This is a genomic window from Thermocrispum agreste DSM 44070, from assembly GCF_000427905.1.
Taxonomy (GTDB): Bacteria; Actinomycetota; Actinomycetes; order Mycobacteriales; family Pseudonocardiaceae; genus Thermocrispum; species Thermocrispum agreste.
This window is the reverse complement of sequence record NZ_ATYX01000005.1, coordinates 322,730-337,135: the sequence shown is the minus strand read 5'-3', so window position 1 is coordinate 337,135 and position 14,406 is coordinate 322,730. Positions and strand designations below refer to the sequence as shown.

13 protein-coding genes are annotated in these 14,406 nt (G+C 70.0%); 10 read left to right on the top strand and 3 right to left on the bottom strand.

Annotated elements, in window-relative coordinates; genetic code table 11:
• Positions 1-19 precede the first annotated feature (19 nt).
• The 4 genes from alaS to YWY_RS0101525 all read left to right on the top strand — a co-directional run bounded on the left by alaS (position 20) and on the right by YWY_RS0101525 (position 6,537).
• Positions 20-2,689: an alanine--tRNA ligase gene (gene alaS / locus YWY_RS0101540; protein WP_028846188.1), complete on the top strand. Its 2,670-nt coding sequence runs from the start codon at positions 20-22 to the stop codon at positions 2,687-2,689.
• The gene (gene ruvX / locus YWY_RS0101535; protein ID WP_028846187.1) at positions 2,686-3,195 is read left to right on the top strand and encodes a Holliday junction resolvase RuvX; all 510 of its coding nucleotides are present in this window, start codon (positions 2,686-2,688) and stop codon (positions 3,193-3,195) included. The genes alaS and ruvX overlap by 4 nt, the downstream gene beginning before the upstream one ends.
• Positions 3,196-4,265: 1,070 nt before the next feature.
• Positions 4,266-5,669: an endolytic transglycosylase MltG gene (mltG, locus tag YWY_RS24255; protein ID WP_051309473.1), complete on the top strand. Its 1,404-nt coding sequence runs from the start codon at positions 4,266-4,268 to the stop codon at positions 5,667-5,669.
• Positions 5,659-6,537 carry a shikimate dehydrogenase gene (locus tag YWY_RS0101525; protein ID WP_051309531.1) on the top strand — a complete coding sequence of 293 codons (879 nt, stop codon included), beginning with the start codon at positions 5,659-5,661 and terminating at the stop codon, positions 6,535-6,537. Before mltG ends, YWY_RS0101525 begins: the two co-directional genes overlap by 11 nt.
• Positions 6,538-7,596: 1,059 nt before the next feature.
• On the opposite strand, the gene YWY_RS0101515 is transcribed toward YWY_RS0101525, so the two are convergent.
• The 3 genes from YWY_RS0101515 to YWY_RS0101505 are packed head-to-tail and all read right to left on the bottom strand — an operon-like array spanning position 7,597 to position 9,705.
• Entirely contained in the window at positions 7,597-8,427 is an 831-nt protein-coding gene (locus tag YWY_RS0101515) for a hypothetical protein (protein ID WP_028846185.1), read from the bottom strand.
• 16 nt (positions 8,428-8,443) lie between these two features.
• The gene (locus YWY_RS0101510; protein ID WP_038044226.1) at positions 8,444-9,265 is read right to left on the bottom strand and encodes a serine hydrolase domain-containing protein; all 822 of its coding nucleotides are present in this window, start codon (positions 9,263-9,265) and stop codon (positions 8,444-8,446) included.
• Positions 9,262-9,705, bottom strand: coding sequence for a Rieske (2Fe-2S) protein (locus YWY_RS0101505; protein WP_028846183.1), 444 nt, complete (start codon positions 9,703-9,705; stop codon positions 9,262-9,264). The genes YWY_RS0101510 and YWY_RS0101505 overlap by 4 nt, the downstream gene beginning before the upstream one ends.
• A 153-nt stretch (positions 9,706-9,858) precedes the next feature.
• Here YWY_RS0101505 and YWY_RS19640 point away from each other — a divergent pair, with 153 nt between their 5' ends.
• The 6 genes from YWY_RS19640 (at position 9,859) to aroQ (ending at position 14,371) form a co-directional block, all read left to right on the top strand.
• Positions 9,859-10,269 carry a hypothetical protein gene (locus YWY_RS19640; protein WP_051309470.1) on the top strand — a complete coding sequence of 137 codons (411 nt, stop codon included), beginning with the start codon at positions 9,859-9,861 and terminating at the stop codon, positions 10,267-10,269.
• Positions 10,270-10,458: 189 nt separating this feature from the next.
• Positions 10,459-11,091: a prepilin peptidase gene (locus YWY_RS19635; protein WP_169725201.1), complete on the top strand. Its 633-nt coding sequence runs from the start codon at positions 10,459-10,461 to the stop codon at positions 11,089-11,091.
• A 34-nt stretch (positions 11,092-11,125) separates the two neighbouring features.
• Positions 11,126-12,319: a chorismate synthase gene (aroC, locus tag YWY_RS0101490; protein ID WP_028846182.1), complete on the top strand. Its 1,194-nt coding sequence runs from the start codon at positions 11,126-11,128 to the stop codon at positions 12,317-12,319.
• Positions 12,316-12,828 (top strand): shikimate kinase, encoded by a 513-nt coding sequence (locus tag YWY_RS0101485; RefSeq protein WP_028846181.1) that lies wholly within the window; start codon positions 12,316-12,318, stop codon positions 12,826-12,828. The genes aroC and YWY_RS0101485 overlap by 4 nt, the downstream gene beginning before the upstream one ends.
• Positions 12,828-13,934, top strand: coding sequence for a 3-dehydroquinate synthase (gene aroB, locus YWY_RS0101480; RefSeq protein WP_028846180.1), 1,107 nt, complete (start codon positions 12,828-12,830; stop codon positions 13,932-13,934). Before YWY_RS0101485 ends, aroB begins: the two co-directional genes overlap by 1 nt.
• Positions 13,931-14,371: a type II 3-dehydroquinate dehydratase gene (gene aroQ, locus YWY_RS0101475; protein ID WP_028846179.1), complete on the top strand. Its 441-nt coding sequence runs from the start codon at positions 13,931-13,933 to the stop codon at positions 14,369-14,371. Before aroB ends, aroQ begins: the two co-directional genes overlap by 4 nt.
• Positions 14,372-14,406 lie beyond the last annotated feature (35 nt).

Here is a 14,406-nt window from a genome sequence, read left to right as displayed (position 1 = left end):
AACCCGTAGGACTGTAGCCGTGCAGACACATGAGATCCGAGATCGCTTCCTGAAGCACTTCACCGCGCGCGGGCACACCGAGGTGCCGAGCGCGTCGCTGATCCTGGACGACCCGAACCTGTTGTTCGTCAACGCCGGGATGGTGCAGTTCAAGCCGTACTTCCTGGGCGAGGCGCCGCCACCGTACCCGCGGGCGACCAGCGTGCAGAAGTGCGTGCGCACCGCCGACATCGACGAGGTGGGCAAGACCACCCGGCACAACACGTTCTTCCAGATGGCGGGCAACTTCTCGTTCGGCGACTACTTCAAGGAAGGCGCCATCGAGCACGCCTGGGATCTGGTCACCAAGCCGCAGTCGGACGGCGGCTACGGGTTCGACGAGAGCCGGCTGTGGGTCACCGTCTACGAGCACGACGCCGAGGCGGCCGCGCTGTGGCGCAAGATCACTGGGATCCCCGAGGAGCGGATCCAGTACCGCAGCGCCAAGGACAACTACTGGGACATGGGCGTGCCCGGTCCTGGCGGCCCGTGCTCGGAGATCTACTTCGACCGGGGGCCGGAGTACGGCCGTGAGGGCGGTCCCACCGTGGACGAGGACCGCTACCTGGAGATCTGGAACCTGGTGTTCATGCAGGACCTGCGCGGCGAGGTCAGCCCGAAGGACGGCGGCCCGGTGCTGGGTCCGCTGCCGAAGAAGAACATCGACACCGGGATGGGCATCGAGCGGGTGGCCTACCTGCTGCAGGGGGTGGCCAACGTCTACGAGACCGATCTGGTCCGCCCGGTGATCACCAAGGCGGAGGAGATCTCCGGCCGTCGGTACGGTGCCAACCACGCCGACGACGTGCGGTTCCGGGTCATCGCCGACCATGCCAGGTCCGGCGTGATGCTGATCGGCGACGGCGTCACCCCCGGTAACGAAGCCCGCGGCTACGTGCTCCGGCGGCTGCTGCGGCGGATCGTGCGCTCGGTGCGGCTGCTCGGCGTGCACGAGCCGGTGCTCGGCGAGTTCGCCGCGGTGGTGCGGGACGCGATGGCCCCGTCCTACCCGGAGATCGCCCGCGACTTCGAGCGCATCAGCGAGGTCATGCGCAACGAGGAAGAGGCGTTCCTGGCCACGCTGACCAGCGGCTCGCGGATCTTCGACCTGGCCGCCGCGGAGACCAAGAAGAGCGGCAGCGGCGTGCTGAGCGGGGAGAAGGCCTTCCAGCTGCACGACACCTACGGCTTCCCGATCGACCTGACCCTGGAGATGGCCGCCGAGCAGGGGCTGCGGGTCGACGAGGAGGGCTTCCGCGCCCTGATGGAGCAGCAGCGGCAGCGCGCCAAGGCCGATGCGGCCAGGCAGAAGGTGGGCGTTGCCGACCTGTCGGAGTACCGCAAGCTGCTCGAGCAGCACGGCGAGACCCAGTTCCTCGGCTACACCGACCTGCAGGCCGAGGCCAGGGTGATCGGCCTGCTGCGGGACGGCCAGCCGGTCAGGTCGGTGCGTGCCGGGGAGCAGGCCGAGCTGGTGCTGGACCGTACCCCGTTCTACGCCGAATCGGGTGGCCAGATCGCCGACACCGGCGTGCTGGTCGGCGCGGGCGGCGAGGTCGAGGTGCTCGACGTGCAGAAGGTCGTCCCCGGCCTGTTCGTGCACAAGGTCAAGGTCACCCAGGGCGAGATCGGGCTGGACACCACGCTGACCGGCTCGGTCGACGAGGCCAGGCGCATGGCCATCCAGCGGTCCCACTCGGCCACCCACCTGGTGCACGCCGCGGTGCGCGGCGCCTACGGTCAGCGGGCGGCCCAGGCCGGTTCGCTGAACTCGCCGGGGCGCCTGCGGTTCGACTTCACCGTGCCCACGTCGGTGTCCACCGACGTGCTGACCGAGGTCGAGGAGGAGGTCAACGACTACCTGCTCTCCGACATCGAGGTGAAGGCCTACGTCACCTCGAAGGACAAGGCGCTGGAGATGGGCGCGATCGCGCTGTTCGGCGAGAAGTACGGCAGCCAGGTGCGGGTGGTCGACATGGGCGACTACTCGCGGGAGCTGTGCGGCGGGACGCACGTGGAGCGCATCGGTCAGCTCGGCCTGGTGAAGCTGGTGTCGGATGCGTCGATCGGTTCCGGGGTGCACCGGGTCGAAGCGCTGGTGGGTACCGACGCGCTGCGGTACGTGCGCAAGGAGCAGCTGCTGGTGTCCCACCTGGCCACAACGTTCAAGGTTCCGCCGGACCAGCTGCCCTCCCGGATCGAGGACGTGCTGACCAGGCTGAAGAACGCCGAGCAGGAAGTGGAGCGGCTGCGCACCGAGCAGGTGCTGTCGTCGGCGGGCAGCCTGGCCGGCCAGGCGCGCGAGGTCGGCGAGTTCACGCTGGTGGCCACCCAGGTGGCCGACGGGGTGGACGCGGGTAGCCTGCGCAAGCTCACCGCGGAAGTGCGCAACCGGCTGGGTTCCCGTCCCGGCGTGGTGGCGCTGTTCTCGGCCGCCGACGGCAAGGTCAGCTTCGCCGTGGCCACCACCGAGCAGGCCAGGGACAAGGGCCTGGCCGCGGGCAAGCTGATCGGGCACTTCGCGGGCGAGGTGTCCGGCCGCGGCGGCGGCAAGCCGGACCTGGCCCAGGGCGGTGGCAGCAATCCGGCCGGAGTGGAGCAGGCGATCGCGGCGCTCGAGCACGCCGTGCGGTCGGGAGCGGCCGGTTGACCCGGGGTCCGGACACGCCCGGCGCCGACGATCCGGGGCCGGGCAGGCGGCTCGGCGTGGACGTCGGGTCGGTGCGGGTCGGCGTCGCGTTGAGCGATCCGGCTCCGGTGCTGGCCACGCCGCTGGTTACCCTGGCTCGCGATGCCGACAACGATTCCGACCTCGCCACGCTGGCTGAGCTGGTGGCCGAACACGACGTCGTGGAAGTAGTCGTGGGCCTGCCGCGCACGCTCGCCGACCGGCACGGCGCTGCCGCCGATGCCGCGGTCGACTACGCGCAGAGGCTGGCTGAGCGCATCGGAAACGTTCCGGTGCGGCTTGCCGACGAGCGGCTGAGCACGGTCACGGCGTCACGGATCCTGTCCCAGCGCGGCGTGAAGGGGCGCAAGCAACGAGCGGTGATCGACCAGGTGGCGGCGGTGGAGATCCTGCAGGGGTGGCTCGACGCGCGCGCGTCGTACCGGGCCCGCCACGCCGGCCGAGAGCAAGGCGGGATGCCGAAGTGACTGGCAGGTACCCGGACGACGAGCAGAACGAGCGGTCACCGCGCAGGCAGCAGCCGCGCCGGATGCCGCCGCCGGGGGCTCGTCGTGCTGCTCGCGCCTCGGACGGCCCGCGGCGTGCCGAGCCGCAGCGGGTGCGCAGGGCGTTCGAAGGCGCCGACGACAGGACGTCGGCAGAGCGATCGGAAAGCGGGCAGGTGCCGAGGCAGCAGCCGAGGTCGCGGGCGCCGGTCCCCGATGATTCGCACACCCAGCCGTTGGCCAGGATCCGGCGCGGCCGGCCTCCAGCGGCCGACGACCGGGAAGCACAGCCTGCTGGTGAGGGCCCGCGTGGCCGTGAGCCCGGGCGCCGGAATGCGGGACCGCGCGCCGACAGGGCCGAGCAGCGGCGTGCCGGGAGACTGCCCCGGGCGCCGCAAGGTGATACCACGCAGCCGAACAGGGCGTCGCGGGTGCACGGGGATTCGCCGGCCCGCAGTGGACGCGCACCTGTGACAGGCCCCGAGTCTCGCCGCTCTGGTGCCGCGTGGGCAGGTGGCCCTGAACCTGCGATGCTGGGAGCACCGCGTCCGCATGGGCAGGGCTCGCCCGGCTCGGGCGCGGTCCCGGGTGGCCGGGGCCCGGACCGGCGTCCTGGTGGCCGTCGTCCGGTGGACGGTGACGCGGCACGGCCCGGTGGACGTCCGCGCGTGCCCGATGCCCCAGCCGGCGGGGGACGCGGTGAGCTACCCCCACGGCAGCGCGGTGCCCATCCGGCCTCACTGCCGGCAGGCGGCGTCCCCCCAGTCTCGTTGCCGCAAGGTGGGGTTCCTCCGGTCTCGTTGCCACCGGGCGGGGTTCCTCCGGTGCACGGGCCGCCGGGCCCGCCGGGGACGCGGCCGTCGATGCCGGCGGCACAAGCGGCGTCTGCGGGCGAGGCCGGTGGGTACCCGGGGCACCCGATGCGGCCGGGCCCACCGCCTGGGCACGGCAGATACGGAGAGCCGGATGAGCCCTCGCCCGGACCGCAGCACGGGAACGATTCCGTCGACGAAGACGTACCGTTCGATCCGGACATCGCCAGGAACCCAGCGATGCGCTACGAGGATGACGCAGGTCGCGGCGCCGGTCGGACGCCCGAACCCGGCGATCGGCAGGACGGGCTGTCATTCGGTGGCGACGAGCGGGACGAACGCTACGCAGACGACTACGAAGGCCGCGGCGAGGAGCACGACGAGGACTACGACGCGGACTACGGCGAGGACTACGAAGCGGACTACGGCGAGGACTACGACGATCATCCGGTCGATGCCCTGCTCGCCGACGAGGAGTCCGAGGAGGCCCCGGAGCCGGGCAAGCTGCGCGGCAGGCGCCGGTCGGCCGTTCGCCGGCTGGCCGGATGGGCGGCGGCGATCGCGGTGATCGCGGCGATGGCCGGTGGCGCGTGGTTCGGTGCCAAGGAACTGCTGGGCTTCGGGTACGAGGACTACCAGGGCGCTGGGCAAGGCGACGTCGTGGTTCAGGTGGAGCAGGGTGACTCCACGGCGGCGATCGCCGCGCGGCTGGTGAAGGCCGGAGTGGTGGCCAGCAGCGAGGCCTTCCTGGAGGCGGCGGAGAACAACGAGGACATCCGGAGCATCCAACCCGGGTACTACCAGTTGAAGAAGCGCATGTCCGGCGCGGCCGCGGTCCGGGCGATCGTGGCCGACGAGGCCAGGGTCGGGCACGTGCAGATCCGCAGCGGAACTCAGCTGGACGACCTCCGGCAACCCAACGGCGAGAAGATCCCGGGGATCTACAGCCTGCTGTCGAAGGCGACGTGCGCCAAGATCGACGGCAAGAGCACCTGTGTGCCGGTCAAGGAGCTGCGCAAGGTCGCGGAGACCGCGGACCTGACCAAGCTGGGCGTGCCGCGGTGGCTGGCCAGCGGTGCCAAGAAGGCGCCGAAGGAGCGGCGGCTGGAGGGCATGGTGCTGCCCGGCGTGTACGACATCAAGCCCGGCTGGAGTGCCGAAGAGGTGCTGAAGGAAGTGCTGTCGGCGTCGGCAGCCCAGTTCGAGGCCGTCGGCCTGCCCGACACGGCCAAGGCCACCAAGCGCACGGCGTACGAGGTCGTCGTTATCGCCTCGATCGTGGAGCGGGAGGCGGTGAAGAACGACTTCGGCAAGGTGGCCAGGGTCATCTACAACCGGCTCGACGACGGCATGCGGCTGGAGATGGATTCCACGATCAACTACGTGCTGGACCGCCCGCACATTCGCACGTCGCCGAAGGACAGGGCCAGGCCGGGCCCGTACAACAGCTACCAGAACACGTCGCTGCCGCCGACGCCGATTTCGTCGCCGAGCACCGACGCGATCAACGCGGCACTGAAGCCGCCGCGGGGGTCGTGGCTGTACTTCGTCAAGTGCGAGAAGAACGGCCTGTCGTGCTTCTCCACGAGCTTCGACGAGCATCAACGGAACGTCGCTGACGCGAGGAAGCGTGGTGTCTGGTAACGGCGATCGGCGGTCACCGGGCGCGCGCCGCGCGGCGGTGCTGGGCAAGCCGGTGGCGCATTCGCTGTCCCCGGTGCTGCACCTTGCCGCCTATCGTGCGCTCGGTTTGACCGACTGGACCTACGAGCGTGTCGAGGCCGATGCCCAGCGGTTGCCGGAGTTGCTCAGTGGCTTCGGGTCCGAGTGGGTGGGCGTCTCGGTGACCATGCCGGGCAAGCACGCAGCGCTGGAATTCGCCACCGAGGCGACTCCGCGTGCCCGGGCGGTCGGTGCGGCGAACACGCTGGTGAAGCTGGGTGATGGCGGCTGGCGCGCGGATTGCACGGACGTCGACGGTGTAGCGGGAGCTGTGCTGGCCGTCTGCGGCAAGCCGCGGACGGATCGGCCCGCTGTGGTGATCGGCGGGGGTGGCACGGCGTCGGCCGCTGCGGTGGCGTGTCACCAGCTGAGGCTGTCCGAGGTGCTGTTCGTCGTACGTGAACCTGCGCGCGCCGCCGGCGCAATGGCCGCCGCCCAGCGCGCCGGCTTGTCGGCCGAGGCACGGCGCTGGGCCGACGCGGACTGGGCGGAGCTGGCGGCGACGGCGAGCGTGGTGATCAACACGGCACCGGCCGACGCGGTCCGGCCGCACGCAGCGGAGCTGGCGACTGCGGCGAGCGTGCTCGACGTGATCTATCACCCGTGGCCGACACCGTTGGCGGAGGCGGTGCTGGCGGGCGGCGGCCGGCTGGCGACCGGGCTGGACATGCTGCTGCACCAGGCGTTCGGGCAGGTGGAGCAGTTCACCGGCAAGCCGGCGCCCCGAGCGGAGATGCGGGCTGCGCTGCGGGAAGCGACCGGGGGAGTGCACGAGCTTCCGCTGGGCTGAGTACTGAGACGGCCGCACCCGGCCGTGGAAGGCGCGTCGTGCCGCTCTGCGATCCGCGTGTCACCGACGCGATTGTCGGGGGCATGGCTCCTGGTGACGCGATCTCGGCGACGCGATGCCTCGGCGACGCGGTGGAGAATGCCGCCGTATCGCTGCGGGATCGCGATCCGGGGCATGGAACCGTGGAACCGTGCCCTGGAACGGTAGAACCGTGTCATGGAACCGTAGGCGCCGCTTCCCGGCCGGGCGTCCACCCAAGCTGGCTCCAAAGCTGTCGGCATCCCTCCGGCCGCGGTGGGCGGGCGTGATCGGGGTGTTCGCGGCTGTCCGGACTTCAGCTGTGTCCGGCCAGGCGTCCGGTCACTGAGCAGGTCCGCTGGCCGCCCCCTCGGCGGGCTGGAGCGCGAGCTGCCCCGTGTCCTCCAGTGGTCTGCGGGCTCCCGAGCGTTCAGCGGGTCGCTGGCAGGTCCGTCAGCAGTGTGCCGACCCAGGCCCCATCGTCTCCGCTACACCGGGCGTTCAGCGGTTCGTCAACTCGCTCTTGTGTGGGTCGTCGACTCGAGCCTGCAGTGGGCCAGCCAGCTCCGAGCGTTCAGCCGACGCGCTGACCGATCCTCTTGGTGGGACTGCCGGCTTGGTGGGACTGTCAGTGTCTCCGGCCCCGAGCGTTCAGCTGGTCTGTTGGCGCGAGCCCTCAGTGGACCGGTCGACTCGTCTTCAGTGGGTCGTCGACTCGAGCCTGCAGTGGATCTGCCGGCTCAGTGTGTTCAGCCGACCCGCTGGCCGATCCCCTCGGGGTTGCCGAGCCCCGGCTCTGCGTCGCTTCGCCGACCCGAGCCGCTTCGCCGACCCGAGCTTGCCGCAAGTCTGTCGGCTGCGAAGCCTCCGTGGATCTGTCGGTCGGGTTCTCAGCCGGTTCGCCGGCTCGGAGGCTTCAGCCGGTTCGCCGGCCCGAACCTCAGTAGGCCTGCCGGGTCGAGCCCGCGGGCAGGCTGTCGGCCCCGGTCATGCCGTTCGCGGCTACCAGGGCCGGCGGACCATGCGACTGCCTGACAGGAGTCAGCTCGGCGGTGGCCCCCACAGCTGACCGGCCGGAAGCTGGTCGAGCAGGTCGTTGAGGTAGTTGGCCTTGACCTTGCCGACGTTGGTGTCCGTGCCGGTGCCCCACGTGATGATTTCCTGTCCGTCGCACCACACGACGTACTTGCGGGCCTTGTCGGACTTCAGCAACCAGGCCCGTGCCTGCGGGGTCAGCAAGGCGCGAACCCGATCCGGTTCGGTCGACCGCACGACGAACACGTCGTCGAACTGCGGATCACCCATCTCGACCTTTCCGCCGGTGTAGTCCTTGCCGAACAGCAGCTGGCCCGCCTTCGCACCGATCACGTTACCGGCGATGTTGCCGACAAGCTGTTCGGTGAACCGCGACCGTTCTTGCCGCAACCGTTTGCCCTGTCGTTCTTTGGCGCTGAGCTCGAACTTCGGCAGCTCGGTCGGCACGCCGACGGAAACCACGCCGTAGGACTTCTTGACCTGGCGCGTGTCCCGCTTGCCGTCGTTGTCACGGTCCCCGTCGTCGAAGATGTGGCGGGACTTCACCGGCTCCTCACGCCTGAATGCGAGGGTGAACATGGTGATCGGGCGACCGCGGTACTGGCCGCGCATGACGTGCTTGGCCCGCACCGAGTCACCGTCGACGATCGGCAGGTGCCGGTACTTGCGGCGCAGGCCCTTGCCGAATCGCTGGTAGGTCCAGCCGTTCTTTTCGGCCTCGCGCTTCTTCTTCTCGTACGTCCGCTTTTCCTGCTGGAACCACAGCCACAGCGCGACGCCCACGAACAGGACCCCACCGACGGTCAGCAGAATCTGCTGGATGTCGATCGTGACCACCTCCCCCGAGACCCGGTCAGCGCCGGGCGTACTCCGCCAGTACCGCGTCGGTGAACCGCGGCCACGCCTCCTTCGCCCAGTCCCCGAAGTCGCGGTCGGTCAAGGTTACACAGCCGAGCCCGGCCTCGGGGTCGATCCACAAGAACGTCCCGGACTGTCCGAAGTGTCCGAATGTGCGCGGTGAACTGGTGCTGCCGGTCCAGTGCGGATCCTTGTGGTCCCGCAGCTCGAAGCCCAGGCCCCAGTCGTTCGGACGCTGGTGACCGAAGCCGGGCAGCACACCGTTGAGTCCGGGGAACTGCACCGTGGTCGCCTCGGTGAGCGTCTGCGGGCTGATGAGGGTCGGCCGTTGCAGCTCGTGCGCGAAACGAACGAGGTCGGCAACCGTCGAGTAGCCATCGGCCCCCGGGGAGCCCGCCAGCCGGGTGCTGGTCATCCCCAGCGGGGTCAGCAGCGCTTCCTGCTGATAGGTGTCGAACGCGATGTCGGCGTGCTCGGTGAGCGCCTCGGCCAGCATGTCGAACCCGGCACTGGAGTACAGCCTGCGGGTGCGCGGGGCAGCCACCACCTTCCGCTGGCTGAACGCGACCCCGGCGGTGTGCGCCAACAGGTCCCGGACGGTCGCCCCTTCCGGGCCCGCGGGCGTGTCGAGCTCGAACACGCCTTCCTCGACCGCGATGAGCACGGTGTAGGCGGTGAGCAGCTTGGTCACCGAGGCCAGGTAGTACTCCCGCTTGTCGTCGCCCACTGCTCCGAGTACCCGGCCGTCAGCTGCGACGACAGCGGCCGCGGCGTTGGAGACCGGCCACTGTGCGACCTGATCCAGTGCGCCCGTCACGCCGACCCCGTCATGATCCAGCCGTCTGCGATGTGCACGTCGATCGTCGCCAGCGGCTTCGGCGGCGGTCCCTGGATGACCTCGCCCGTGGCCGGGTCGAAGTCGGCTTCGTGGCACGGGCAGTGCAGGGTCTTGCCCTTCGGCTTGACCAGGCACTCGGCGTGGGTGCACAGGTTGCTGTAGGCCTTGACGGTCTTTTCGTCCGTGCGCACCAGGATGATCTGTTCGAACTCCTGCCCGGGCAGCATCCGGCCGTTGGGGTGCTTCACCAACTTGGGCTTGCCGATCTCCACCTCGTCGGCCTTGACCAGCCGTTTGGGCGGCTCCTTCGGCTGCTGTGGCTCCTCGCTGCCGCAGCCCGCGATGGACACGGCTCCTACGGCGCCGACGGCGACGCCGAATGTCAACGCGTCGCGGCGGGTGTGACGTTCGGGGCTCATGGACGGTCATGCTAGGAGCACAAGGCCGTCACAACCTGACCGGGGCGCGGAGCGTCCGGTGTTCTGGCAGCACACTCGGGTGTCTACTGGTTGAACCGGTAGCAGGAACCACCGCGTTGTGGTGATATGGGTCACCGAGCGAAAGGACGCGTGATGGCCAGAGTCGTGCTGGTTGCGCTACTGCTGTTCGGACTTCTCGGTTCGGCTGTGGTGCATTTGCTCGAGTGGGACGACTGGGCCAACACGCACGAGGTGATCGGCCCGCTGTTCCTGGTGAACGTGGGTGCCGGCATCGTGATCTCCGGTGGGGTGCTGTTCTGGCGGCACTGGCTGCCGTTGCTGGCCGCGGTGGGATTCGGGGCGGCGACATTGGGGGCGTACCTCCTTGCTCTTACGGTCGGTTTGTTCGGCATCCAGCAGCAGCTGACGACGTCGGCCGAGGTGTGGGGACTGGTGACCGACATCGCGTGCATCGTCTTCGGCGGGTTGCTGTTGGCGCGCCGGGATTGGCGCTCCGCGTCGACCACTGGAGCGGAAACCCCGGGATCGACGGCCGCCGGCTAGCCGCCGTCCCGATCGGCTCCGACGGTAGGTCCAAGTCGGCCCCGTGTCACCATCCGGCGCCGCGAATGGCGCATCCCGGGTCGGAAATCGCCGGTTCAGTGACGCGAGTGGCGTCCTGGGTGTCGTCGTGCGTTGTGGACTCGGCGTCGCGTCCCGATGCTGGGCGGCATGACATGGCAACTGACATGCGTGTTCGCCGCGATCGGCGTCCTGCTGGGCGCTGTCAGCCGGTGGGTCCTCGCGGCTCTGCCGCGTGGGTGTCGGATACGACCGGGGCCGCTCGAAGTGACGTCCGCTCTGCTGTTCGCTGTCGTCGCCGCTCGCGCCGGATCGTCGTGGCCGGAGTGGTGGCTCCCCGTGCCGGTTGCGCTGACGGCATTCGCGGTGCCTCTGACGGCCGTGGATCTCAAACACATGCGCCTGCCCGATGCGCTGACCATGTCGGCGACGGTCGCTGTCGGGTTGGCCGTCGGTGCAGCGGCGGTGGCAGTGCAGAGCGCGTGGCTGATGGTTTCCGCGGCCGCCGGGGCCGTTGGCTTCTTCCTTTGCCACTGGTGCGTCCACACGCTACGACCGGCGTCATTGGGCGCGGGTGACGTCAAGCTGTCCGGCGGATTGGGTGGTGTCCTCGGTGCGCTCGGCTGGGCCTCGGTCCTGGTGGGTGCGGCGCTGGCGGCCATGACCACGGCAATGCTCGCGCTGGCCGGACGGCTGTCCGGCAGGCGCGCTTGGCGCGATGGCGTGCCGCACGGACCGGGCCTGCTGGTGAGCACGTGGGTGATGGCGGTGTTTCCCGGGGAGAGATTCGGTGTGGGCCCGTAGCGAGCGCAGGTGCGCGACATGACACGATTCATGGGTGTTGCGCTGGATCACCGCAGGAGAGTCCCACGGTCCGAGCTTGACCGCCGTGCTGGAAGGCATGGTGGCCGGGGTGCACATCACCTCGGCCGAGATCAGCGAGCAACTTGCTCGCCGCCGGCTGGGCTTCGGCCGCAGTCCTCGTATGGGTTTCGAGAAGGACACGGTCGAGATCACCGGAGGCGTACGGCACGGTGTGACGCAAGGCGGGCCGATCGCCATCCACATCAGCAACACCGAATGGCCGAAGTGGGAAAAGGTCATGGCGGCCGATCCGGTGGATCCCGGCGAGCTGGAGGGCCTGGCGCGGAACGCTCCGCTGACCCGGCCGCGGCCCGGCCACGCAGACCTGCCAGGGATGCTCAAGTACGGCTTCGACGACGCCCGTCCCGTGCTCGAGCGGGCCAGCGCGCGGGAGACCGCCGCACGGACCGCGCTCGGTACGGTGGCCCGCGCCTACCTGCGTCAGCTGCTCGGCGTGGAGATCGTCAGCCACGTGGTGGCGATCGGCGGGGCAACGGCCCCGGAAGGGCCGCTGCCGCGGCCGGAGGACCTGCCCGCGATCGACGAAAGCCCGGTGCGGGCGTTCGATCCGGCGGCGACCGAGGCCATGGTCGCGGAGGTCGAGGCCGTGCGGAAGGCGGGCGACACCGTGGGCGGGGTGATCGAGGTGATCGCCTACGGGCTTCCGCCCGGGCTGGGCTCACACGTGCACTGGGACCGGAGGCTGGACGCCCGGTTGGCCGGGGCGCTCATGGGTGTGCAGGCGATGAAGGGCGTGGAAATCGGCGACGGATTCACCACGGCCCGCCGATGGGGTTCTCAGGCGCACGACGAGATCGACCTGGGCACCGGGCCTGCCGGGGTCACCAGGCGGTCGAACCGCGCGGGCGGCCTGGAGGGCGGCATGACCAACGGTGAGCCGCTGCGGGTGCGTGTCGCCATGAAGCCCATCTCCACCGTGCCCCGCGCGCTGGCCACGGTGAACACGGCCACGAAGGAGCCTGCCGTGGCCATCCACCAGCGCTCCGACGTCTGTGCCGTGCCCCGTGCGGGTGTGGTGCTCGAGTCGGTGGTCGCCCTGGTGCTGGCCGACGCCGCTGCGGAGAAGTTCGGTGGCGACTCGCTGGCGGAGAGCAAGCGCAACGCCGAGTCCTACCTGGCCGCACTGGAAAAGTGGTGGGCGCGATGAGCCCGGTCGCCGTCATCGTCGGCCCACCCGGCTCGGGCAAGAGCACGGTCGGGCCCCTGCTGGCCGAGCGGCTCGGTGCCGCGTTCGTCGACGCCGATGCCGAAATCGAGCAGACGGCGGGAAAGTCGATCCCGGACATCTTCGCCGAGGACGGCGAACCGCGATTCCGCGAGCTGGAGGAACAGGTCATCGCCGAAGGACTGCAACGCCACGACGGTGTCTACTCGCTGGGCGGAGGAGCCGTGCTCTCGGCGGCCACCCGGGAGCGCCTGGTGGGCCACCGGGTCGTGTTCCTCAACGTGGGGATGCCCGTCGGGGTCAGACGGGTGGGCCTGTCGACGGCGCGGCCGCTGCTGGCCGGGGTCAACCCGCGGGCAACGTACAAGCAATTGCTGGAGGCTCGGCTCCCGCTCTACCGAGAGGTCGCGACCGTGCAGGTGGACACCGACCAGTTGACGCCGGACGAAGTGGTCGACGCCGTGGTCGCCGAGCTGAAGAAGGTGTCGTGATGACGGAGCCGACGCGTATCGAGGTGAAGACGGCCCAGCCGTACAGCGTGATCATCGGTCGCGGGCTGCTCGGGGAGCTCGCCGAGGCGGTGGCCGGGGCGTCCACGGTCGCCATCGTCCATCAGCCGACGCTGGCCACCACCGCCGAGGCGGTACGCGAAGACCTCACCAAGGCCGGGCACGACGCGCACCGGATCGAGATCCCGGATGCCGAGGACGGCAAAGCCCTGGCGGTGGCGGACTTCTGCTGGAACGTCCTCGGCCAGATCGGCCTGGACCGCAAAGGCGTGGTGGTCGGTCTCGGTGGGGGAGCGGTGACCGACCTGGCCGGCTTCGTCGCCGCGACGTGGATGCGCGGCGTTCGGTTGGTCAACGTCCCGACCACGTTGCTCGGCATGGTGGACGCGGCGATCGGCGGAAAGACCGGCATCAACACCGACGCCGGGAAGAACCTGGTCGGTGCCTTCCACGAGCCGAGCGCAGTGCTGGTGGACCTGACCACCCTGGAGACCTTGCCGCGCAACGAGCTCGTCGCAGGCATGGCCGAGATCGTCAAGGGCGGGTTCATCGCCGATCCGGTCATCCTGGACCGCATCGAGGCCGATCCGGCGGCGGCGACCGACCCCACCGGGGACGTCCTGCCCGAGCTGATCCGCCGCAAGATCCAGGTCAAGGCGGACGTCGTGGCCGCCGACCTGACCGAGTCCAGCCTGCGCGAGGTGCTGAACTACGGGCACACCCTGGGGCACGCCATCGAGCGGCGGGAGCGCTACCGGTGGCGGCACGGCGCGGCGGTCAGCGTGGGCCTGGTGTTCGCCGCCGAGCTGGCCCGCTTGGCCGGGCGGCTCGACGACGAGACCGCGGCGCGGCATGCCCGGGTGCTGACCGCCCTCGGGCTTCCGGTCAGCTACGACCCGCAGGCCCTGCCGGAGCTGCTGGAGATCATGCGCAGGGACAAGAAGACACGCTCCGGGGTGCTGCGATTCGTCGTGCTGGACGCGCTGGGCAAGCCGGGCAGGCTGGAGGGCCCGGACCCGGCACTGCTCGCGGCCGCCTACTCGGCGGTGTCCGGAGAACCGGGCGAGACGAAGAAGGTGCTGCTGTGAACGTGCTGATTCTCAACGGCCCCAACCTGAATCGCCTCGGCAAGCGGGAGCCGCACATCTACGGCGAGACGACTTACGACGACCTGGTCGACTACTGCCGCTCGACAGCGGCCGGGCTGGGGCTCCAGGTCGATGTCCGGCAGACCAACCACGAAGGCGACATGGTCGAGTGGTTGCACGAAGCCGCCGACAACCAGTGGCCGGTGATCCTCAACGGGGCGGCGTGGACGCACTACTCGATCGCCCTGCGGGACGCGTGTGCGCAGCTGACCGCACCGTTGGTCGAGGTGCACATCTCCAACATCCACGCACGGGAGGAGTTCCGGAGGCACAGCGTCACCGCGGCGGTGGCCGACGGGGTGATCACCGGCTTGGGCATCACAGGGTACGGTTTGGCGCTGCGATGGATCGCCGAACGGGTGAAATCAGCCGACTGACCCCCGCTGTGGCGGGTGTCGGAGGCAGGGGCGGG